Here is a 22,404-nt window from a genome sequence, read left to right on the forward strand (position 1 = left end):
CTGTCAGTATCATTGTTTCCTGGCTCAACGAAGGGGGCTTGGCAGCCTGCAATCAGCCGGGACCTCGAGACCGTAAAGATTTGCGGCATTGAGACCCAGAATCTTGCGTTTGACGTCGAGAGTGAGCGGGGTGCCGGCCTCCTTCGCCAGGTCCTCCGGAAATTCGTAGGCCATGAAATGCTCAATGATCCATTTCGGGCTCATGATCCCGTAGTCCGATCCGAACAAAATCCGGTCGGGTCCCAGAAAGTAGAGAAGATCCGATAGCATCTGGCCGAAATATTTCGGACGCGCGTAGACGAACGAGGTAATGAGCGCGAGCCCGCCCATGACGTTCGGTTCCTGAGCGGCGATCCAGCAGAAATCGTCGATGCGCGGCATGCCGCAATGATCGACGACGAAAGTCAGATCAGGGAAGGCGGTGGCAATATGATCGACATCCCGGACGTCGAATGCATCGAGATTAAGCGGATGTGTCGTTGGCCCCTTGTGAACATGGATGATTTTCACACCAAGCTCGCGACACTTTTCCAGGTAGGGAACCACGAAGTCGTCTCGCAGCGTATAGCCCTTGGAGACGCCATTCCACTCGCCGGTGTATAGCTTGACACCTTTGAACCCGTATTTGCTGTGATCGGCCTCCAAGCGCTCCAGCCCGCGAGGGCCATTGCGCGGATCGCAACGGCCATTCAGGACCACTTTGTCAGGATAGGCGCGTTTGAATGCAGCGCATTGCTCTGTCGTGTTAAATCCTTCGATGTAGAAGTCGTAGAGATCGACCGGCAGCATGATTGCGGCATCAACATAACCGTCGACAAACAGATCCTTGGCTGCTCCGTCCACGCCGTAATGGCAGAAACGGTCAAAGTCCCACCGCTCGTCTGGAGGCGTTGAGCCGACATGGGCGCCCCAGAAGCTTTCGATAAAAGCCAGCCCATAGCGGTTGCGCCGATTTTGCTCCCGAGCGTCCCAAAGATGAATGTGCCCATCGACGATGAAAATTTTCTCGCCGTTCGGTGTAACAAACATTCGGTCCTCCTCGGGTTATGCCATGCATTTTCATGTTCGAAGGCCGGAACCGGCAGTCGCCACCTTGCGCTGTCGCATAAGACAGAATGACACCGGTGGCATCTGCTCTTCCACTTCGACTTCTTAAGTCAACATCATGATCCCACTTTGTGTCAAGTGGATCATGTGATCCAGATTGACGTTTGTTGATACAGAACGCCGCAATGCGTCGAGGTGAAATGGAGCACCGCCGCCTGGGAGCTCGCGTGCCTGCCTGAGCTCTGCTTGGTTTCGTCTCCGGACCCGCCTGCGTCGTTATCCCGTCTCCGAATTCCCGATGACCCCGTTGCCCCGGCAGCAAAATAAATTGCCATAGGATCATATGATCCAATTGACAAATTATCGGATCATGGTGTTCACTGCTGCTCAGAAAGCGCCAAGCGGAGGAGATAGAGCGGTGAGACATAGCGAAAATTGTGCGGAAACCGCATCCGGCAACCGATCCGAAGCCGCGTTTTTACGAGAACGTAAAGTGGTTCCGGGCGGATCGATGCGCGCGGCCTCGTGGTTTCAGCCGCACCCGCCCTATGCTGCGAAGGGCGAGGGTTGCTGGGTCATCGATGTGGATGGAAGGCGGCTTCTCGATTGCGCCAATAATTTCTTTTCGCTGATTCACGGTCATGCGTTCGAGCCGGTCCTGGAAGCAGTTCGCGGCGCGATGTCCAAGGGGACTGCATTTGGAATGCCGACTGAAAGCGAAATTCTGCTTGCCGAAGCCCTGGCGGAAAGAAGTCCGCGACTGGAACAGACCCGCTTCTGCAATTCAGGAACGGAGGCAGTGCTCGCTGCGATCAAAGGCGCGCGCGGACTAACGGGACGCGAGAAAATTGCCAAGTTCGAGGGCTGCTATCACGGGGCCTATGACTGGATTGAGGTCAGCCTTGATCCGACACCCGCCAATTGGAACGACGAGGCCGGCAATCCCGCATCGGTGCGATGCAACGCCGGAACGCCGGATTCTGTATTGCGCGAGACTGTCGTTCTTCCTTATGACGATCCGCAGCGTTGTGCAGATATCTTGCTTCGCGAAGGTCCGTCGCTGGCGGCGGTTATCGTCGATCCGCACGCCTCTCGCGCCGGCGCCGTGCCAATGTCGAGGGAAACCGCTGCCGTCGTCCAGCAAGCCTGCCGTAAGCACGGGATTGTCCTCATCGCCGACGAAGTTATCAGCTTCCGGCTTTCCTTCGAGGGAGCATCGCCCCTGTTCGGCCTGGAACCGGATCTGGTGACGACGGCTAAAATCATCGGCGGAGGCCTGCCGATCGGAGCGGTTTCCGGCCCTCGCGATCGCATGTCCGTGTTCGATCATTCCGCCGGCAAGCCGATCGTATCCATGGGGGGAACCTTTAGTGCGAACCCCCTGAGCATGGCCGCAGGTCTTGCCTCTCTCACCCATTATTCCCGCGCCGCCGTCGAGCGGCTCAACACCTTGGGCGACAGACTTCGCCAGCGCGTGCGGGCTGGATTTGCAAGTTCGGGAGTGGAAGCGTCGATAACGGGGATGGGGTCGCTGTTCCGGCTCCATGTCGGGCCGCACGAGGTCACTGGTTATCGCAGTGCATACGCCAATGCCGACACCGCCAAGCTCATTCGCCGCGTTCAGCTCGCAATGCTCGATGAGAACATCCTTCTCACGCCCAACTGCTCGGGCGCCCTGTCAACACCCATGACGGAAACAGAGGTTGATCTGATTGCCGACAAGCTGGTCGGCGTTGTGTCGAAGGACATCGGCAAAAACTCAGCCCCGGGCTAAGTGATTTGATGACGGTCGGCGTTTCAGCCTGAGACTGGCGGCATGCCGTCGCAGAAACAACCAAAATGGGAACCGTGGATGTTAGTTGCACCTTACCGCGTTGGAGTTGATATCGGTGGCACGTTCACCGATCTTGTCATGGTCGATGCCAAGGGCGCCGTGCGAGCGTTCAAGGCTCCATCCGTGCCGGCCGACCCGACTGACGGCGTGTTGTCTGCCGTGCGGCTGGCGGCAGAGTCGCTGGGAACCGGCATAGAAACGTTCCTGGCCGATACCGAACTTTTCGTGCACGGCTCGACCATTGCCACAAATACCCTTCTCGAAAAGAAGGGCGCGAAAGTCGGACTGCTCGTAACCAATGGCTTCCGAGATTCGGTCGAAATCCGGCGCTCGATCCGGGAGAACGTATGGGATCATCGTCATCCCTTTCCGGAGGTCCTCGTGCCGAGGTACCTGCGTCTGCCGGTCGTCGGACGAATGGAGCATGACGGAACCGTGCGGACCCCGTTCGATCCCGCTTCGGTTGCCGCGGCCGCGCGGATCTTTGCCGAGGAGGGGGTCGAGGCAGTGGCGATCTGTTTTCTGCACTCCTATGCCAATCCGTCCCACGAACGGGCAGCCAAGGCCGAGCTTAAGAAGCTGCTTCCGGATGTCTGGGTCACCGCTTCTTCAGAAATCGCGCCGACCATCGGCGAGTATGAACGAACGTCGACCACCGTCGTCAACGCCTATGTCGCCTGCAAAGTGGTGCCCTATCTCGAGAGCCTGGCGACCAGGCTCGCAGCGTTCGGCCTGCCGCGCAAGCTTTTGATGATCCAGTCGAACGGAGGTGCAATCTCGATAGACGAGATTGGCCACACCCCGGCGAGCCTGGTGCTTTCCGGACCCGCCGCCGGTGTCGGATCGCTGAAATTTTTCGGGCAGGACACCGGCTCCGATCATCTGATCTCCATCGAGGTCGGGGGTACGAGTTGCGACGTCACCTTGATGCAACACGGCGCGGTCACGATGACGGACCAGATCGTGGTTGACGGTTATCATCTCAACATCCCTGCGGTTGACATCCACACAGTGGGCGCTGGCGGCGGTACGATCGCGTCTGTCGATGGCGCCGGCCTTCTCAAAGCCGGCCCCGAAGGCGCGGGCTCGACACCAGGGCCTGCATGTTATGGCCGTGGCGGCCGACGGCCAACCGTCACCGATGCCCAACTCGTTCTTGGTCGACTGAAACCTGGCCCCTATGCGGGCGGCGCGATTACGCTCAATTTGGAAAAAGCCGTCGAAGCGATTGATGATCATGTCGCCAAACCTCTCGGCCTCTCGGTCGCGGACGCGGCAGCCGGAATCATCCAGCTCGTTGAGCAGAACATCCTCCATGCTGTGGAACAGGCGTCCCTCGAGAAGGGCTTCAACCCGAGAACGTTCACGCTTGTCGCCGCCGGAGGCGCCGGGCCGCTGCATGGCCCATCGACGGCTCGACTGCTCGGCAGCTCCAGCCTTTACGTCCCCCGTCTTGCCGGCGTCTTCTGTGCATTCGGAATGTGTAATTCCGACCTCCGTCATGACTATGTGCGAAGTTGGCTCCATGGCCTCGACAATGCTGCGGACTCTGGTTCCGCGGAGTTGGAGGCGGCTTTTACAGAAATGCAAACCGAGGCGAGCGAAGTTCTGCAACGAGAAGGATTTACAGGGAGCAGGGCGGCCCTGGAGCGAGCCTATGACTTGCGGTATTTTGGACAGCAGTGGACCATTCCGGTCGAATGCGCCTCGACCGATGCCACTGTCATCAGAAAGGCGTTCGAGCAGATTTACCAGCGCCTCTTCGGCTACGTACAACCCGCCGGCGATATCGAGATCGTTAACCTTCGATTGGCGGCTATAGGCAAATTGGATCCCCTCCAGGTCGCCGCGGCGGCGAGTGACGTTTCCAATCCGCAGCCCCACTCCCGTCGATCGGTGTGGATCGACCGGCGCTCCGGATTCGTCGATACGCCGGTCTATGACGGCACGAAACTCGTCCCGCGCCAGACACTCGTTGGGCCGGCAGTCATCGAGGAAGCCACGACGACGCTGTTCATAGGTGACGGGGATCGCCTGACAATGACCGATGCCAGCAACTATCACGTGAAGATAGCGCCGGGCGGGATAGCATGACCGTTTTTCCCGAGCGGTGGCGAGATCCCGCCAGGGCAACCCCCAAGGCACGGCGCCATCCAACCGTCAGCCAGGCAGGTTTTCCCGATTTTAGATGTGATGGAGCCCAATCATGAGCACTTCCTCGTCTTTCGACTTCGATCCGGTTCTGATCGCAATCCTGCAGCGGCAGCTGGACCATATCAGCCTGCAGATGGGAACGATCATGACGCGCACAGCGCGCAGTCCGATCTTCAGTCAGAGCCACGATTTCTCATGCTTTTTGAGCAATGCCAGCGGCGAGACCATCGCTCAGGCGGATGGGCTGCCGATTCATTCCGGCAGCGGCGGGTTTGCAGTCAGGGCGGTTCTGCGGGATTTTGCCGGGCGCATCGACCCCGAAGACGTCTTCCTGTTGAGCGATCCTTATGCCGCGGGCGGTAACCATCTGCCCGACTGGACGCTCATCCGGCCAGTTTTCGTCTCGGGCGAACTGATCGGATTTTGTAGCAACCGCGCGCATCAATCCGATATTGGCGGCGGCGCGGCTGGAACATACAATGCGAAGGCTACCGAGATTTTCCACGAGGGAATTCGCCTACCCGTTCTTAAACTGATCGAGAAGGGTACGCTCCGTGACGATCTGTGGCGGTTGCTGCTTTTGAATTCGCGTTGCCCGGATCTGCTGGAGGGCGACCTCGGTGCGATGATCGGTTCCACGCGTATCGGCGCTCAACGTCTGGCCGATGTCGTCGAACAGCTTGGAGTGGAGAAGGGCAATGCCTATCTCACGGCACTTCTGGATTACGGCGAACGACGCATGCGTCAGGCGATTTCGGAGCTTCCGAACGGAGTCTGGGAGGCTTCGGATGTAAGTGATACCGACTGTTTCGATCTGGTTGATATTGAAACGCGTGTAAAGCTGACGGTCGAGGGAGACACGATTAGCTTCGATTTCACCGGGACCTCTCCTCAAATAAAAGGCTTTAAAAACAGCGGTATAGCGAATACGCACTCGGCTGTTTACTGTGCGCTGTCGGCTTTCCTCGACCCGGCAATTCCTCATAACGAGGGCGTCTACCGCTGCGTCAGGATCATTGCGCCGGAGGGTACTGTGGTCAACGCTTTGCCACCGGCGCCGATGACGATGAACACCGTCTATCCGGCGATCGACATCATGAACGCGTGCTGGCGGGCTCTGGCGCAGGCCGACCCGGAACGAGCTTGCGCGGGCTGGGGCAAGTCGGTGTTCGGGATATCGTCCGGCTCCAAGCCCGCCGGCGGCGTCTTTGTCCTCTATCATTGGCATGGTAGCTCAGGGGGCGGCGCAGTCAAAGGAAGGGACGGCTTTCCGACGACGAGCCATCAGATGACGCTTGGCGGCATGTTCATTCCGAATGTCGAAACTTACGAGCAATCCTACCCGATCCGCGTGCATCGGTATGAGATGCGCCGGGACACCGGCGGCGCCGGACAGTATCGCGGCGGTACCGGTGTGGACTATGTCGTCGACGTCCTTGTTGGCGGCGAGCACCTGCTGCGCGGGGAGGGCGCCCGCAAACAGACCGGGGCCGGCGTCAATGGGGGGCATTGGGGTGCGAAAGGGTCGATCCAGGCCTATGATCTCGAGACCCGCGAAGCCCTGCCTTGTCCGCCATATGGGGTGGAGCAGGTCAAACCCTTCCATCTTGTCATCGAAGCCTCCGCAGGCGGGGGCTGGGGGCATCCGCATGAGCGACAGGCAGAAGCGGTGCTTCGCGATGTGCGCGACGGGGTGGTTTCGCCTGAATCAGCGTTGAACATCTACGGTATCGAAGTCTCTGCAGACGGCAAGTCGATCCTTTCATCCAAAGCGAGGAGCGCCGGGCGCACTGCCGCCCAGCGTTGATCAAGATAACATCTCGCTTCATCGCGGCGAACGTCCCCCAGAGCCTGTGGCCGGGTCCGTCGGTGAGCGTCAGCAATATGGTCACACAACGTTACGGAGGTTCAGTTGGCTAAACGCGCAAAGGAAATTCTTCACGATTATCACCAGGCTTGGTCCAGCGGCGATGTGGAAGCGGGATGCAGCTTTTACGCCGAGAGCCTGGTCGTCCATATGGGAGGATCGCACCCGGTACTTTCCGGCGACTTTCACGGCGCGAAAGGCTTCATAGAAGGCTGGGTGAACAAGGTCGCCGCGTACACCGACCGGTGGGTGGTCGGTGGCGAAGCCGGAGCCGACGAGCTCATTGCCGAATCCGACGAAGCCATCCTCATCATGGTTCATGAGATCTGGACGCGTGGCGAGCAACAGGTGCGCACCGACCGGCTTGCCGCCTATCGGTTCGAAAACGAGAAGATCGTCGAATGCTGGTTCTGTGACATGCGCCAGGCTGAAGTGGATCGGTTCTTTGAGGGTATCCGCTGACGGTGCTGGTCGATTGAGCGGTCAGAACATACGCGGCTGCGTGCCGGAATAGGAGAGGGGAATTCATGCCCGACTATATCGTCGTAGGTGGAGGATCTGCCGGATGCGCCATAGCGGGGCGTCTCAGCGAAGATCCAGCCGTGTCGGTAACATTGTTTGAAGCGGGCCCACGAGACAGCAGTATGTGGATACGGTTCCCCGTAACCTTCTACAAGTCCTTCAAGAGTTCATTGCTGCAATGGTACAAGATTGAAACGCTGAAGCACCAGAATGGTCTTGAGACTCAGGTCGGCCAGGCGCGTGTTTTGGGAGGAGGCAGTTCCCTTAACGCGATGATTTACATTCGCGGCGCCCCCGAAGATTACGATCGGTGGGCAGCTCATGGTGCCGATGGCTGGAGCTACAAAGACGTTCTGCCATACTTCCGGAAGGCGGAAAACAACGAGGTATTTTCCAACGAAGCCCATGGACAAGACGGCCCTCTGAGTGTTTCCAACCAGCAGCATACGCTCCCCTTGACCAAGGCCTGGGTCAAGGCATGCCAAGAGGCAGGTATTCCCTTCAACCCGGACTTCAATTCCGGAGAGCAGAAAGGCGCCGGTTTCTACCAGCTCACCACCAGAGACGGTCGCCGGTGCAGTTCTGCGGCGGCCTATCTCCACGCGGCGCGAAATCGGCAGAACCTGAAGATCCTGACCGACAAGCCGGTCACCAGAATTCTCGTCGAAGCCGGACGCGCCGTTGGCGTCGAATATCTTGAGAACGGGCGCTTGACGACGCTCCGTGCCGACCGCGAAGTCATTGTTTCGTCTGGTGCGATCGGGTCGCCACGATTGCTGATGCTATCGGGGATCGGGCCGGCGAAGGAATTGCGGAGCGCCGGCGTCGACGTGGTGCACGATCTTCCAGGCGTCGGGCAGAACCTGCAAGACCACACGGATTGCTTCCTGATCTACAATCTGAAATCCGACAGCAGCTATGACAAATACAAGAAACTGCGTTGGCAACTTGCCGCAGCCGCTCAGTATGGCCTCTTTGGAACAGGCCCCATCACGTCCAACATCTGCGAAGGCGGAGCATTTTGGTGGGGCGATCGACGCGACCCAGTCCCGGATCTGCAATATCATTTTTTTGCCGGCGCCGGTATCGAAGAAGGCGTCGAAACGACAGCCAGCGGCAATGGCTGCACGTTGAATGTCTATGTATGCCGGCCGGAATCGAGGGGCCGAATAGCGCTCCGCTCGGCCGACCCGACCGTCCCGCCCCTGGTCGATCCCAATTACCTCAGCCACCCTTACGACGTGGACCGTCTCATCGACGGCGTCCGGCTGGGACAGGAGATCATGTCGAAACCGTCAATGCAGAAATATGTTCGTGCTGGGCATTTGCCGGAAAAGCCGCTTACGGCTCGCGCAGACCTTGAGGCCTTTGTCAGAAAATATACGCAGGGCGCCTACCACTTGAGCGGCGCTTGCAAGATCGGAACCGACGAGATGGCGGTCGTCGACCCTCAGCTTCGTGTACGAGGTATCGATGGTCTGCGCGTTGCCGATACCTCGGTGATGCCGTTCGTCACCTCCGGCAATCTCAACGCTCCCGCAATCATGATCGGGGAGCGAGCCGCCGATTTCCTCAAAGGCAATAGGATCTGAGAACCGGAGCAGATCGTTCGGTCTGCGGGCGGCGTCACCCCTTTGCGCACTTAACCGATCGAACATTGAAAGGGCAGCATATGAAACTTGTATCCTACCATGCCGGCGTCACGACCAGGGCAGGCGTCGTGCTCGATGCGAAAGTGTACGATGTAGAAATGTTGCTTAGCGGCTTTGCCGTCAGGCCCTCCCGAAGCTCTTCGCTCCGAGAGGTTCTAAGCGAGCACGGTGGCGGGCTGGCAGCATTGGCCGGGCGCCTGACGGCGGCGGCCAAAGACAATATGAAGGCAGAGATTGGACCACTGGAATCCGTGCGTCTAGCACCACCGATCACAGACCCGGCAAAGGTGTTGTGCATCGGCCTCAACTATAATGACCACGTCGCAGAAACAGGTCGCGCATTACCGTCTCATCCCGACGTTTTTGCAAAGTTTGCCAGCACGCTGATCGGTCCGAACGAAGACATCCGGTGCTCTCACGTTACGCAAAATCTCGATTTCGAAGGCGAACTGGCAGTCGTGATCGGTCGTGAATGCCGCGCGGTCGCGCCGGATCAGGCGCTTGGCTACATCGCCGGGGTAACGGTACTCAACGACATTACCGCCAGGGACTTGCAGTATCGGGGAACGCAGTGGCTCGCCGGCAAGGCTGTCGATGGATCTACGCCCTGCGGACCGGCAATCGTCACCCTCGACGAGATTGGCGACGTTCAGGATTTGGACATAAAGACAAGGGTCAATGGTGTCGAGGTCCAGTCCTCGAATACACGCTATATGATTTTTCCCATTCGCGAATTGATTTCTTACATCTCGTTTTTTCTGACCCTGTCGCCCGGCGACATCATCACGACCGGCACGCCGCAAGGCATTGGCGCCAAACGTCAGCCGCCTCTGTGGCTGAAGCCCGGCGATGTCGTGGAGGTTGAGCTTCAACGAGTTGGGGTACTGCGCAACCGCGTCCAATAATGTCAGGCGATCCGCGCGTCCGGCTACCGTCTGTCTCTCGCCGGACGCCTATTCGGAATGCCCGTCGGCGGCCGAATTTGTCCGCCGGGCCTTTGCCGTACGCTGCCGTTTGCCATCCGGGCTGGAGAGAAGGTACTCACCGGAATTTACGAGGAACCGCTCATTTTCACGGATTCGATGCTGCGCCGCGTCGCCCAGTTTGATGATCGTCAAAGCCGCCAGAGCATTGGCGATCGCAATCGCGCCCAGCGCGGATTCCGGGAAGGCGCGTCCAGAGGACTGTGCCACGAAATGCAGCGGACCGGCAAATTTGCTGATCGGCGCCGCGAAACTGTCGGTGATGGCGATCACCCTCGCTCCCATATGGGACGCCTTCTCAGTCAGCCGATGCACGAGCCGGTTAAACGGTGCGAAAGTGACCGCAACGAAGGCATCGCCAGGGTGAATGTCATCCAGGGCGCCTTCCGGGGCTCCCCCTGGAGTGTCCAGCAGAACAATGTTCGGCCGTGCCTTTTGCAGCGTGTAGGCGAGCGTGAAAGCGGGGGTAAAGGCAGTCCGCCGGCCCATGACATATATTTTTGGCGCCTTCGCCAAAATTTCGATCGCAGCTTCAAGTTGTTCTTCCGACAAGTGGAGCCTCGCCTGACCGACGATGGCTTGCTCGGTCGCGAAGAACGAATCCACAAAGGTCATAAGACTGGGAGTTTTTCCGCTTTCAGAGATCAGAGTCTGAGCGCTCAACTCATTGCGTTTGATGGATTGGCGGTCTCGCAAATGCCGTTCCGTCGTGTCGATGAATTGCTGCCGGAATTCGCTGTAACCGGCAAATCCCAGCCTCTGGGCCAATCGCACCAGGCTGACCGGCTGCACTTCCGCACGCCGCGCAACCTCCCTCATTGTATAAAAAGGGATTTCTTCAGCATTGTTGATCACGTAATGGGCGGCTTCAACCGTTTGTCCGGAGAGCTCTACGCAGATGTTTTTGATCCGTTCGATCAGGTCTAGTCTCGTCATTGGTCGCTCTGGATTCGTTGATGCAGGCCCTTGGTGCCGGATGGTTCGCGGCAGCACCCGGTTTTCAGCCTGATTGCCATACTTTGAGTCATATCGGCAAGTTTGTTAGCCCGCCCGTTCCATGGTGGCGCCTTCCCGGAAATGGTTGTGGGCGAGATCCTTCATTCGACGCGCTATTCAATTCGATACTCCATATTTAGTTGGGCGACGCGAGCGATTTCTTTGCCGGGCAAAAAGTAACTGGGCACCGTCGTCGCATGTTTTTGGACTCTGCCAACATTAATTTGTAGCCTGGATCACATGATCCACTTGACAATAAGTTGGATCATAGTGTTCACTCTTGTCAACCAAAAGAAATCAGGGTGAACGAGCCGGCTCAGGCAAGGGCCATGTCGGTTCAGCAGAAATACTCAGGAACATTGGTTCGAGAGCGCTTGCTCGTCGGACAAAAGGTTGGGCTGCGCGACAATATCGGCAAGCCTTAAGGAGAAGCCATGACTGCCGTAAGCCTGAGAGACGTGTGGAAGCAATTTGGCACTTACACGGCAATCGAGGATCTCAACCTGGATATCAAGGACGGAGAATTCATGGTCTTCGTCGGGCCGTCCGGTTGCGGAAAGACAACAACCCTGAGAATGCTCGCCGGCCTTGAGACTCCGACCTACGGTCGGATCCTTCTGGGTGAGGAGGACGTCACGCTGACCCCACCGGGACGGCGAAACGTGTCCATGGTCTTTCAAAGCTACGCGCTTTATCCGCATATGACGGTGCGGCAGAATTTGTCCTTCGGTCCGGAGATCCGGGGCGAGGCGAAAGCCGAGATCGCCGGCGGAATTGACCGCGTGGCGAGGCTCGTCGGTCTGCAATCGCTCTTGAACCGTTATCCAAGCGAGCTTTCCGGCGGCCAACGCCAGCGCGTCGCTCTGGCGCGCTCGATGATCCGTCATCCGCGCATTTTTCTTCTCGACGAGCCGCTGTCGAATTTGGACGCCAGTCTGCGAACGCATATGCGTACGGAAATCGCAGAACTGCAGCGTCAACTGGGGGTTACGGCGGTCTACGTCACTCACGACCAAGTCGAAGCAATGACGATGGGTCACCGCATAGCCGTGTTTGACCAGGGCCGCATTCTTCAAGTTGCAACGCCTTCCGAACTTTATCGGGCGCCGGCAAACAAAGTCGTCGGAATGTTCATCGGCTCCCCGCGCATGAATATTTTGCCGGCCAGCTTGGAGCGGGCCGGCGACATGGTCAAGGTTCGCTGCTTCAACCTATCCTTCGTTGTCGAAGGCCGCCATTTTGTCAAAGACCACCTCCCGGAGAATGTCGAACTCGGGATCCGGCCGGACGAAATTCAGTGGGTGAAGGACGCACCTTCAAGGTGCACCGAGACAATCACCGGCATCGTGACGTCTCTCGAAACTACCGGATCGGACACGTTCGTTCTGGTCGATGTCGAAGGCAGCGAAATTAATGCGAAATTCCCAAGCTTTGCGCCGGTAAGGCGCGGAGACGCCGTCGATTTGGTCTTCGATCCGCTCAACCTCCATTTCTTCGATGGGGAAACGGGAGCGAGCTTAAAGGGCAACGCGGCCAACCAAAACTAATCGGAACACTTGCTCAACTGGGAGTCAGAATATGTCGATCTACAGAACGAAGTGCCTGTCCCGCGATATTCAAGACCGTGCTGTCCAAAAAATGGCCTGTGATAGGCAAGGGCCGAAAGACCGCGCGTTGCTCTCTTCCACCGACCTTGGCAGGGGCTTGCGAAAGCTTGCGGTTGCTGCGCTTCTCGTCGCGGCAGGATTTGCAACTGTCCCGGCGGGTCATGCGGAGGCGGCAACGGTCAAGGTGGCGTTCAGCCTGAATTGGACATTCGCCGATCCGAAACTTGCCCAGAAGTGGTTCGGCAACGTCAAATCGCAATTCGAGGCTGCTCATCCGGGCGATACGATGGAACTGATACCGGTGCCCGGCACCTATGACGACTACATCACCAAGCTCAGCCTTCTCTACAATTCGCCAGACACCAAACCGGACATCGTGCAATATTTCGACATCAATGTCGGTCAGTTTGCCGGGAGCGATCTGCTCTCGCCCCTCGATGATAAAGTCGCCGGTGCATCCTGGTGGCAGGACACGCCGGATGCGGTCAAGGAATCTGGAAAATACGATGGCAAGGTCTATTCCGTGGCGCAGGGGATCAATACCTATGGAATCCTTTTCGACCGGACACTGACGGAGAAGGCCGGACTTGCGAAAGACTGGAAGCCGCAAAGCTGGAACGACATTCTTGATGCCGCCCGCGCAATCAAAAAGACGTCGCCGGAGGCCTCGCCGCTCTATGTCATCACCGGGACGGCACAAGGCACGTTCGGTGTGGTGGCCGGCCCAGGCCTTCTGCTCTCCGCCTCGAGCAATCCGACCATCTTTGATACGGCGACCGGCAAATGGGTCGTTGACAGCAGCGGCATTCGGGAAGTCTTGAATTTCTACAAGACGGCGGCTGCAGACGGACTGCTGGCTCCGACATCGCAAATCATGGACCCGAATGGCGCGACGCATCCCGCCGAGTCCCTCCATAAGCATGAGTTCGGCATTACCTTTGCCGGCAATTGGATCCCGGTCTTCTGGGGCAAGGATATCTGCGCGCCCTGCTGGGACGACGAAGAAAAGACGATAGGCTTTGCCCAGGTCCCGACGGCGAAGGGCCAGGCCCCTGGATTCGGCGCGAGCTTCAACGGCGTCGTGCTGTCGATGTCCAAGGACCCGTCAAATGCCGATCTTGCCTGGTCGGCAATCGACATCATGCAACAAAAGCAAAACCTCACAGATATTGCCGCGTGGGTCCCGGTCGTTCCAGCCACCGCGTCCTTGAAGGCCGACTCCCGATATCTGTCGCTGAGCCGCCCGCCTTTCCAGGAGGCTTTTGCCAATCTGAGTTCGACCTCCAGAAGCATGCCCTCGCAACCAGAGTTTCCGATCTGGGGCAATGCATTCCAGCAGGCCACCCAAGCGATGGTGCTGAAGCCGGAGACAACGATCGATGAGGGCATCCAGATCCTGAAGTCGTACATGGCAACCCAGGTCGGCGAAGACAATCTGGAGACCTTGCCGTGAGTTCGGCACCTGCAATAGGCACTGATCCGGCGCACGCCGGATCAGCCGGGCCATCGCAAAGACGCGAGCGGCTGGACAAGCCTCGCGTCGAAACGATCAGCTTCGTCCTGCTGGCACCCTCGGCATTCCTCCTGGTCGTTCTTTTTCTGGGGCCGGTCTTCTACGCGATCTACCTTGGCTTCACCAATCTGCAACTGATCGGTATTCACGCGATCAATTACCGCTTCACGGGCCTTGGCAACGTCGCCTTCATGTTGGGCGACGCCGTCTTTTACAAATCTCTGTGGTTGACCGTCGTTTTTGTGGTCGGATCGGGGGCAATAGCCACAACTTTACTGGGGCTAGTACTCGCCATTGCACTTCAAGACTGTATCGCGCCGGTACGGTGGATCAGCAGCGCAACCGCGATCCTTGCCTGGACTCTGCCGCCGACGACGATTGCGTTTCTCTGGATGGCGACGAGCACCCTGTCGGGCCTGATTGCGATGCTGGCGGGCAACATGCGGCTGGATCTCCTTTATCAGCACGCCATGGTGGTCGTATCGACAGCCAATGCCTGGTCGCTGGCGGGATTGGCAATGACCATGTTTTCGGCCGCGCTGCGCAATATCCCTGGCGATCTTATGGAAGCAGCTGAGCTCGAGGGCGCCTCGGCGGTTCAAACGTTGATGCGCATAACATTGCCCATGTTGAAGCCGACGATCGTAACATGCGCGCTGCTGATGATGTTGATGACCTTCGGCAACTTCACTCTCATTTATCTGATGACGGGCGGAGGGCCGGGCAACGAGACAAATATCCTTCCGGTTTATACCTATCTTCAGGGCTTTAAATTCCACAACCTCGGCTATGCCGCCCTTCTCGGCAACGTCATGGTGCTGCTCTCGGCATGCCTCGGCGGCCTATTCGTTTGGGCAACACGGTCGCGCCGCTAGCATCAGCTGAGTTTTGGGAAACCAGTAACGGGTAATCGTCATGAACGCAGTCTCATTCGACCGTATGTCAACCCCGCCGTCCGGGTTGATCGCAAACAGGCCAAGACGCCTGACGTGGGCCCGGCTTGTCAGCAACTCGACCGCGCTCCTTCTAGCGCTTTTTTTCTCGCTGCCCATGCTTTGGCTGATCCTTGCTTCCGTCGATCATAGTGCGACGAACCAGCTAAAGCTGCCGGAATTGACGGCAGAACATTATTGGGTCGCGGTTCAAGCAGACAATCTTGCAGCGCTCGCAAACAGCCTCCTCCTGTCGACGGTTGCGACGGTGGTGGGCACGACCGCTGCGTTCGTCGCCGCCTATGTGTTTTCAAAACACAATATCCCCTTCAAGAATCCGCTTCTGCTGACCATCTTGTTTCTCTCGGGCGTGCCGATCTCAATCCTGATCGTCCCTGTCTACAAGATGTTCACCATACTCGGTTGGCTGTCCATCGTGCCGACCGGGATATTGCTGGGCGTGACGGCAATCCCGTTTCAGATCTATCAGTTGAAGAACTTTATTGATGCAATACCACCGGAGCTCGAGGAGGCGGCCGCACTTGAACAGGCGACAACCCTTCAGATTCTCTACCGAGTCATTCTTCCCTTGACGAAACCCGGCCTCGCATCATCGGCAATTTTTGGTTTCGTCAACGCATGGGGCAATTTCCTCATGCCGGTCGTGCTGATCAACAGCCTTGCGGACCAACCCGCTCCCGTTCATCTCTTCGGGTTCATGGGTTCCAACTCTATCGATTACGGAGCGATCGCCGCATATTCCCTCATTTACTCTCTTCCGGTCATTGTCTTGTTTCTGGGGATGTCTCATCAGTTCAAGGCTGGCTTCTCTTTGGGAGGAGCCGTTAAGTAAAGGCCGCCTTCTCATGAAACTTGATCCCTTCTATCTCATCGTCGACAGCGCCAAATGGATCGAGCGTCTCGTGCCGCTTGGCGTCAAACTCGTCCAACTGCGCGTCAAGGACCGTTCAGACTCCGCGCTTCGCGAGGAGATACGCCGTTCGAAGGTCGCCTGTTTGGCAGCGGGCTGCCGATTGGTCGTCAATGATCACTGGAAGCTGGCAATCGACGAGGGATGCGATTTCGTTCATCTCGGGCAGGAAGACCTGATGGCCGCCGATATGACAGCCATCCGCCGTGCCGGCCTGAAGCTCGGCCTTTCGACCCACAACATATCGGAGCTGGAAACTGCGCTGGCGGTTGAGCCGGACTACGTCGCGCTCGGACCGGTGTGGCCCACGGTCCTCAAAGAGATGAAATGGGGGCCGCAAGGCGTCGAGCGCATCGCGGAGTGGCGGCGGCGCGCCGGGCGAACACCGCTCGTCGCCATCGGCGGCATCACGGTCGAGCGCGCGCCGCTGGTGTTCGAAAAAGGTGCAGACAGCGCTGCCGTGGTCACCGATATTGTTCGCAGCCCCAATCCCGAGGCCCGCACGCGTCAATGGCTGGCCGCGACCGCGCCTTTAAGGTCAGCGAGATGAGATACCGCACTGATCTCTTGGGAGAACCGCCCGGACCCTTTCAGTTCAAATGCCATTGACATTGATTCGGACCGCCACATCCGGCGCCGGTGATGACGGCAGTTCATTCCCTCGCGACTTTCGGATCAGGCTAGGACAATGCGACTTCCGCTTTCGGCCGCTCTCTCGATCGCAGCGATGACGCGATGCACTGCGACCGCGTCCTCGAAGCTTGGCGCAGTGCGAGTGCCGTCCCGCAGATCGCGTGCCATTCTGGCATAGAGACGTGCGACGTTCCCCGGCTCGACGTCCTGCGGCCAGCCAACGCGGTATGAGGCTGGGATCTCCAGCGGCCGGAACGTCTTCTCCTCACCGCGCCCGCCCATGAGAGAAAGCTGCACCATCTGCGTATGACCGGAGGAACCCGAGACACGAATGTCGCCTTCGGTGCCGTGAATTTCCCAAAACAGGCCGTCGCCGTCCCGCGGCGTGCCACCACGGTAGTGGATGGAGACGGTTACGCCCCTCTCCAGGATTCCGCTAACAATCACCTGGTCCGGCGAGGAAGTTGGCAAAGTCTCGCCGGTATCGACAGCAAGTGCCGTGGGCCGCCGGGTCGCCAGGATCGCGGAGATTTCCGCGAGCCCCCTAAAACATCTCTGAGCGCCGCCAACGTATGGCCCACAGGGATCGTCAGCAGGTTGGCGCCATTGGCGCGATCCAGCAAATAGCCGTAGGTCTTCTTATCAGGGATGGTGGCAGCACCCAAAGCGGCGCCGCCTCGCGCCACCAAGGTGGTCGACAACACCTCTCCAACAAAGCCATCGGCAACCAGATGTTTCAGATACTCGATCTCCGGAGCGACGCGCGCCTGAGTTCCGACGACACCCAAGATCCCCCTAGTTCGAGCGAGCGCGGCCATTTCTTCGGCTTCGGCCAATCCGTTACCGAGCGGCCATTCGCAGTATACATGTTTGCCCGCCTCGATTGCTGCTTTCACAATCTCGAAGTGAGGAGGCACCTTAACCGTGACGGTGACAATGTCGACCTCCGGCGATGCGATCAGTTCGGCAACATCTGCAAACGCCCTTGGCAGTCCATATGCCGCCGCGGCTGCTTCCCCGCTAGCCTTGCTCGTATTGGCGACGCCAACGATTTCGAAAGTCTCGGAGAGCGCGCGCAGTGCGGGAATATGGGCTCGCGCGGCCCAGCTTCTGCCCGGCTGCAAACCAACGATGCCAATCTTGAAGCGATGTCCGGGCATAACGTTCTATTCTCCTTTGAATTTGCCGCTAGAATAGATCGATGCACTCTCTGCGAAAATCGGTAAATATGCGAATGATCCTTGAGATTTCGCACAGATGATAAGATGGTCGATTGGGAAGATGTCCGGCATTTCCTAGCTGTGGCGCAGAGCGAAACGCTCTCCGGCGCTGCCCGCAGCCTCAAAGTGGATCACGCGACAGTCAGTCGACGGCTTGCCGCTCTTGAGGCCGCCCTGGACGTGCGGCTCGTGGACCGCCTGCCGCGGTCCTGCCGCCTCACAGCGACAGGAACACAGGTGTTCGAGCGGGCCCTGGAGATGGAAGCGGGTGCTCACGCCATTGCCCGCTTGGCGAAGGCTGCATACGCTCCACTTGCCGGTCGAGTCACTCTGAGCGCGCCGCCTGTTCTCGTTACGCATCTTCTGGCCGACCATCTGCCACGTTTCAGGAGGGAATATCCGGAGATCCGGCTTTCGCTCTCGGCACAGGGCAGGCGGGTTTCACTCAGCCGCCGCGAAGCCGATGTCGCCGTGCGGTTCGTGCAGCCTGATGAGGCAAGCAGCGTGGCGCGAAAAATTGGGACGATGGCCTTCGGCCTCTATGCGCATCGCTCTTACGCCCATCTGTCTGCGCCCGAACACTGGGAGTTCATTGCCTGGGATCAGACCTATGCCGACACGCCAGCGCAATCGTGGTTGCTCGGCATTGCCGGGGATCGCCCAGTGGTCTGCGAGCTGACTCATTCAAGTGAGCACCTGATCGCCGTGCGGGCTGGCGTGGGCGTTGCCGGTTTACCCTGCTTTATCGGGGAGCGGGACCGTGATCTCGTCCGGATCGGCGAGCACATACCATCTTTTGCGCGCGACATCTGGCTCATGGTTCATCGCGATTTGCGCAACGCACCGACGATACGCGCTGCTATGGACTTTGTTGCAGCCACCATTTCCGAGGATCAATATCTGTCCCTCCGACGACAGTCTTCCGAGCAGATCCTCTGAAATACCCCCTTGCGAGGGCGACATGGTGAAAATCGACGCCATCACCCTGCGTGAACATTGCATCGGCATTTACGGTCTCATTCCGCCCTTACCGGAACTGACCCCTCAATGCTCCTCCGGTCGCTTTTACCGAGATGTCGTCTGGCGTCGCTTGGCGCCAAGCTGCGGATAGAATCCGACGTGACCTCCCGCTGAAAGAGCCTCTGGACGTCAGTTTCGCAGGGGTATGGCCTCGATATCGGCGACGTCGTCTACGGAGCGGGTGCGAGCGTTGAAATTGCTCGGCATCCACCAATTCGGTTGATTGCCAAGCAACATCTGGAAAAAGCCCGCGGCATAATCCATGTCCTGGTTGGCATTTTCGCGAAAGGACCACCAGCTACGAAGATCATCCACCATTTGGCTGATATGGACATCTATATGAAATTCCTGGTCCATCGTGGCAGCATAGACAGTCAGGCAAAATGTGGTGGCCACATATCCTTCGGGCCAGAACGCCGCCGCCGACTTGGGGTCGAGGCGGGTGGGTGCACACACCGCCTTAATCGGCAGGTCCGCTACGAGTTCGCGCAATACCAGAGAGGGTGCAAACTGAAAAAACTCGCGTCGTTCGACCTTTTCCTTCGGCTTCTGGCGATCGATACTGTCAAGCCAGCGAACAAATGCACCCGCTAGCTTGGCGTCGTCGATGGCAAAGTCGCACGCAATCGCTTCGCCGCAGAAGGCCGCGTGTGCATGAAAGGCTGCCTTGAACCAGTGTAACTGTCTGACCGCCACCCTTAGCGGCTTGTTGGTTCGGGGAAGATTGTGCATTGAGCGCGATAAATCAAACATGGGCCGCGCACCGTTCAAAGAGCGAGGCCAAAGCCGAAGAATCTCTCTTCTGATAAATATCCAGGATCTTTTCTTGAAGAGCGACCGCAAGATCGGTCGCGGCGAAGATCATCGCTTCTTTCTCAGCATCGTCCGACTCCGCGAGCAATGAGAGCATCGCTGCAAAGACCGCGACGACGATGGTCCTGGAGCCCATGACGGGTGATCGGTCGGCTAACTGATCGATTGCTATCGATCCGTCATCCGCAAGCTGCAAGGTCAGTTGGGCGGCCAGCTCGAAGACGTCTCGGGAACGCGCCAGTCTTACAAAGGCCCGCCGGCCGGCACTCTGATTGACCAGAGCTCTCTTTGCGCCAAGGTGGCTCAGGACGAGCTTCATCGTTCCATAATAAGCGACCGAAAACTTATAGTCGGGCCGAGAAGAAGCAGCGATCTCGCGCAGGCTTTCGGAATTCGTCGCAGAATCGCTCAAGACGGAATGGGCAAAACTGCAGACGAATAAATCAACGTTGCGAGCAAGGACCTCAATCTCGCCAAGTGCTGAAAGAGCGATACCCGATGCCGGTGCCGGCAGCCGGCGGGGCGCAGTCTCCTTCATCGTGTCGCGCCCCTTCTTGAGGGTATAGCGCAACGATCTCAATACGTCTTTCAGTTGCGTCGTTTGTGGAGCGAATTCTGGCGGCATGCCAACCTACCCTCTTCCCTCATTGCACCTTTTTTAGGCCACAATATCATATCGCAATTCGCGTCTGGGTGTCGCCTTAATAAATGCACGAGTCGCATCATAGTTGGCCACGCCAGCCTGACTTCCCAAACCCGTGGCATTCAATGCGGAGGATGCCTGGCCGAGTTCGACTGCATCTCGAGGCGACAGTCCTTTTACCAAGCCGCTCGCGAAACCGCCATTGAAGCAATCGCCGCACCCGCATGTGCACTTTACATCGACCTGGAACGCCGGCGAGTGGAACTCCAAGCCTGCCTCATCATGATAGTAGGCGCCCGCTGCGCCCAAAGTCAGAATGACACACTTCGCCCCTCTGCTGAGAAGGAAATCCGCCAAATCCTTGTTGTGGGCCAATCCAGAAAGTGCCTGCGCTTCCTCTTCAGAGGGCAGGAAGTAATCCGTGTAAGGCAAGAGAGCTTCGACTTTGGGAAGGTCGTCCGGCGTTGAAGCGAAGACGTCAAGCGTTGTTATCACGCCTCGACGGCGCGCTTCCGCCATGATTTCCGCGGTACGGCCGGAGTCATCCATCCGGTTCATCAGACCGACCCCACCCACGTGCAGGATTTTGGTGTCTAAAACGCGATCTATTTCCGAGTCTGATACAAAAAACGCATCGGTCGCACCGCGCTTGTGAAGTGCCGGTCGCTGACCGTTCGGCCTTGTCGTCACGATTGAGGAGGATGTTGAGTAGCCCTCGTAGCGCCGCATCATCGTGGTGTCTATGCCGAAAGTCTGGAGCTTCGCACGGACCCAGTCGCCCATGTCATCGTAGCCCACGCCGCCAACCGCTTGCACCTTGAGGCCGTACTTGGCAGCCACAATCGCCGCGGAACCGGCCGCGCCGGATACGGCCAGGGTGAAGTCTTCGACGAAAAGGGTTTGCCCCCCTGGCGGGATTTCCGCCACCGGTCGGCAGAGAGCATCGAAAGTGTAAAAGCCGACGCAGCTGAAATCAAAGGTCGCCGACATCACTGAACTCCGATCCTGTTGCCGTCGCCGTCGAAATAGTAGAGCCTGCTGGCGTCAAACCCGATGGATACGGTGGAATCAATTTTTGCCCGGAAATCCCGGCCGGTTTTGATTTCAAAGGTCTTCTCCGGGGTGCGGACGGACAGGTAGGTGATGTCACCTGTCGGCTCGACGCCGTAAACGGTGCCCTGGAGATTTTCGCCGCCGATCAGGCAATCCTCCGGCCGAAAGCCGAGGGTAACCTGACCGGATAGCTTTGCAGGGCAGGCGACCTTCACGCCAGGAGCCGAGAAAATTCCATTGTGCGCAGAGCCCAACACCAAATTCATCGGCGGCGAGCCGATGAACCCTGCCACAAACGTATTTGCCGGATTTGAATAGATCTCATCGGGGGTGCCGATCTGCTGAATTATGCCTTTATTCATAATGACGATCCGATCGGCCAGTGTCATTGCCTCGATCTGGTCGTGCGTCACGTAAACTGTGGTCACCTTCAGGTCGCGCTGCATATGCTTGATTTGGACGCGCATGCTGGCACGCAGCTTCGCATCGAGGTTCGACAGCGGCTCGTCCATCAGAAAGACTTGCGGCTGGCGAACGATGGCGCGCGCGAGCGCAGCGCGCTGTCTCTGGCCGCCGGAAAGCGCGCCGGGCTTGCGCTCGAGAAACGGCCCAAGTTCAACCATATCCGCGGCGCGACGAACGAGGCTGTCATGCTTGTCCTTCGGAATGCGCCTCATTCTGAGGGGAAACCGAATGTTCTCGTAGATAGACATGTTCGGGTACAGGGCATAGCCTTGGAAAACCATCGCGACATCTCGATCGCGGGCATCCACCTCGTTCACAACGTTGCCCCCGATGCTTATCTCGCCCCCGGTGGGATGCTCCAGACCAGCAATCATGCGCATGGTCGTGGTCTTTCCGCAGCCCGACGGCCCCAAGAGGACCAGAAACTCCTCATCGGCGATATCGAGAGTGACATCTTGAACGCCAAAGAAGGAGCCAAAGCTCTTCACGACGTTCTTAAGTTCAATAGAAGCCATGGAA

At 58.2% G+C, this 22,404-nt stretch carries 18 protein-coding genes and 1 pseudogene; 12 read left to right on the forward strand and 7 right to left on the reverse strand.

Features of this window, described 5'->3' with window-relative positions; all coding sequences use genetic code 11:
- Positions 1 to 24 precede the first annotated feature (24 nt).
- Complete coding sequence (locus AMK05_RS30305; protein WP_064843903.1) at positions 25 to 1,029, reverse strand: amidohydrolase family protein; 1,005 nt, start codon at positions 1,027 to 1,029, stop codon at positions 25 to 27.
- Between the two features lie 436 nt (positions 1,030 to 1,465).
- On the opposite strand from AMK05_RS30305, the gene AMK05_RS30310 reads away from it, so the two are divergent.
- The 6 genes from AMK05_RS30310 (at position 1,466) to AMK05_RS30335 (ending at position 9,981) form a co-directional block, all read left to right on the forward strand.
- The gene (locus tag AMK05_RS30310) at positions 1,466 to 2,821 is read left to right on the forward strand and encodes an aspartate aminotransferase family protein (protein WP_064843904.1); all 1,356 of its coding nucleotides are present in this window, start codon (positions 1,466 to 1,468) and stop codon (positions 2,819 to 2,821) included.
- A gap of 42 nt (positions 2,822 to 2,863) precedes the next feature.
- Positions 2,864 to 4,975 (forward strand): hydantoinase/oxoprolinase family protein, encoded by a 2,112-nt coding sequence (locus AMK05_RS30315; protein WP_237352285.1) that lies wholly within the window; start codon positions 2,864 to 2,866, stop codon positions 4,973 to 4,975.
- A 112-nt stretch (positions 4,976 to 5,087) separates the two neighbouring features.
- Positions 5,088 to 6,842: a hydantoinase B/oxoprolinase family protein gene (locus AMK05_RS30320; protein WP_064843906.1), complete on the forward strand. Its 1,755-nt coding sequence runs from the start codon at positions 5,088 to 5,090 to the stop codon at positions 6,840 to 6,842.
- Positions 6,843 to 6,947: 105 nt separating this feature from the next.
- Entirely contained in the window at positions 6,948 to 7,364 is a 417-nt protein-coding gene (locus AMK05_RS30325) for a nuclear transport factor 2 family protein (RefSeq protein WP_064843907.1), read from the forward strand.
- 65 nt (positions 7,365 to 7,429) lie between these two features.
- A complete protein-coding gene (locus AMK05_RS30330) occupies positions 7,430 to 9,016 on the forward strand; it encodes a GMC family oxidoreductase (protein ID WP_064843908.1) in 1,587 nt (528 codons plus the stop codon).
- 80 nt (positions 9,017 to 9,096) lie between these two features.
- Positions 9,097 to 9,981 carry a fumarylacetoacetate hydrolase family protein gene (locus AMK05_RS30335; protein WP_064843909.1) on the forward strand — a complete coding sequence of 295 codons (885 nt, stop codon included), beginning with the start codon at positions 9,097 to 9,099 and terminating at the stop codon, positions 9,979 to 9,981.
- Positions 9,982 to 10,029: 48 nt separating this feature from the next.
- Here the strand turns inward: AMK05_RS30335 and AMK05_RS30340 are convergent, their stop codons facing one another.
- Complete coding sequence (locus AMK05_RS30340; RefSeq protein WP_064843910.1) at positions 10,030 to 10,995, reverse strand: MurR/RpiR family transcriptional regulator; 966 nt, start codon at positions 10,993 to 10,995, stop codon at positions 10,030 to 10,032.
- 494 nt (positions 10,996 to 11,489) lie between these two features.
- Between AMK05_RS30340 and AMK05_RS30345 the strand changes: the two genes are divergently transcribed.
- From AMK05_RS30345 to AMK05_RS30365, 5 genes are read left to right on the forward strand one after another with little or no spacing between them, the layout of a single operon-like run.
- Positions 11,490 to 12,602 carry an ABC transporter ATP-binding protein gene (locus tag AMK05_RS30345; RefSeq protein ID WP_064843911.1) on the forward strand — a complete coding sequence of 371 codons (1,113 nt, stop codon included), beginning with the start codon at positions 11,490 to 11,492 and terminating at the stop codon, positions 12,600 to 12,602.
- A gap of 31 nt (positions 12,603 to 12,633) precedes the next feature.
- Positions 12,634 to 14,115, forward strand: a complete 1,482-nt coding sequence (locus AMK05_RS30350; RefSeq protein ID WP_237352286.1) for an extracellular solute-binding protein — start codon at positions 12,634 to 12,636, stop codon at positions 14,113 to 14,115.
- Entirely contained in the window at positions 14,112 to 15,050 is a 939-nt protein-coding gene (locus AMK05_RS30355) for a carbohydrate ABC transporter permease (RefSeq protein WP_082935799.1), read from the forward strand. The genes AMK05_RS30350 and AMK05_RS30355 overlap by 4 nt, the downstream gene beginning before the upstream one ends.
- A 40-nt stretch (positions 15,051 to 15,090) precedes the next feature.
- A complete protein-coding gene (locus AMK05_RS30360) occupies positions 15,091 to 15,960 on the forward strand; it encodes a carbohydrate ABC transporter permease (RefSeq protein ID WP_064843912.1) in 870 nt (289 codons plus the stop codon).
- Positions 15,961 to 15,973: 13 nt separating this feature from the next.
- Complete coding sequence (locus AMK05_RS30365; RefSeq protein WP_064843913.1) at positions 15,974 to 16,588, forward strand: thiamine phosphate synthase; 615 nt, start codon at positions 15,974 to 15,976, stop codon at positions 16,586 to 16,588.
- A 125-nt stretch (positions 16,589 to 16,713) separates the two neighbouring features.
- On the opposite strand, the pseudogene AMK05_RS36295 reads toward AMK05_RS30365, so the two are convergent.
- Positions 16,714 to 17,831: pseudogene (locus AMK05_RS36295) on the reverse strand (Gfo/Idh/MocA family protein).
- A 105-nt stretch (positions 17,832 to 17,936) separates the two neighbouring features.
- On the opposite strand from AMK05_RS36295, the gene AMK05_RS30375 reads away from it, so the two are divergent.
- Positions 17,937 to 18,830: a LysR family transcriptional regulator gene (locus AMK05_RS30375; protein WP_064843914.1), complete on the forward strand. Its 894-nt coding sequence runs from the start codon at positions 17,937 to 17,939 to the stop codon at positions 18,828 to 18,830.
- Positions 18,831 to 19,040: 210 nt separating this feature from the next.
- Here the strand turns inward: AMK05_RS30375 and AMK05_RS30380 are convergent, their stop codons facing one another.
- Genes AMK05_RS30380 through AMK05_RS30395 form a run of 4 tightly spaced genes read right to left on the reverse strand, consistent with a single transcriptional unit; the run spans position 19,041 to position 22,400 of the window.
- Complete coding sequence (locus AMK05_RS30380; RefSeq protein WP_064843915.1) at positions 19,041 to 19,664, reverse strand: hypothetical protein; 624 nt, start codon at positions 19,662 to 19,664, stop codon at positions 19,041 to 19,043.
- Positions 19,657 to 20,349: a hypothetical protein gene (locus tag AMK05_RS30385; protein ID WP_064843916.1), complete on the reverse strand. Its 693-nt coding sequence runs from the start codon at positions 20,347 to 20,349 to the stop codon at positions 19,657 to 19,659. Before AMK05_RS30385 ends, AMK05_RS30380 begins: the two co-directional genes overlap by 8 nt.
- Before the next feature lie 33 nt (positions 20,350 to 20,382).
- Positions 20,383 to 21,357, reverse strand: a complete 975-nt coding sequence (locus AMK05_RS30390; RefSeq protein WP_064843917.1) for a carbohydrate kinase family protein — start codon at positions 21,355 to 21,357, stop codon at positions 20,383 to 20,385.
- Entirely contained in the window at positions 21,357 to 22,400 is a 1,044-nt protein-coding gene (locus AMK05_RS30395; RefSeq protein WP_064843918.1) for an ABC transporter ATP-binding protein, read from the reverse strand. Before AMK05_RS30395 ends, AMK05_RS30390 begins: the two co-directional genes overlap by 1 nt.
- Positions 22,401 to 22,404: the final 4 nt, after the last annotated feature.

The sequence above is a fragment of the Rhizobium sp. N324 genome (genome assembly GCF_001664485.1).
GTDB lineage: Bacteria > Pseudomonadota > Alphaproteobacteria > Rhizobiales > Rhizobiaceae > Rhizobium.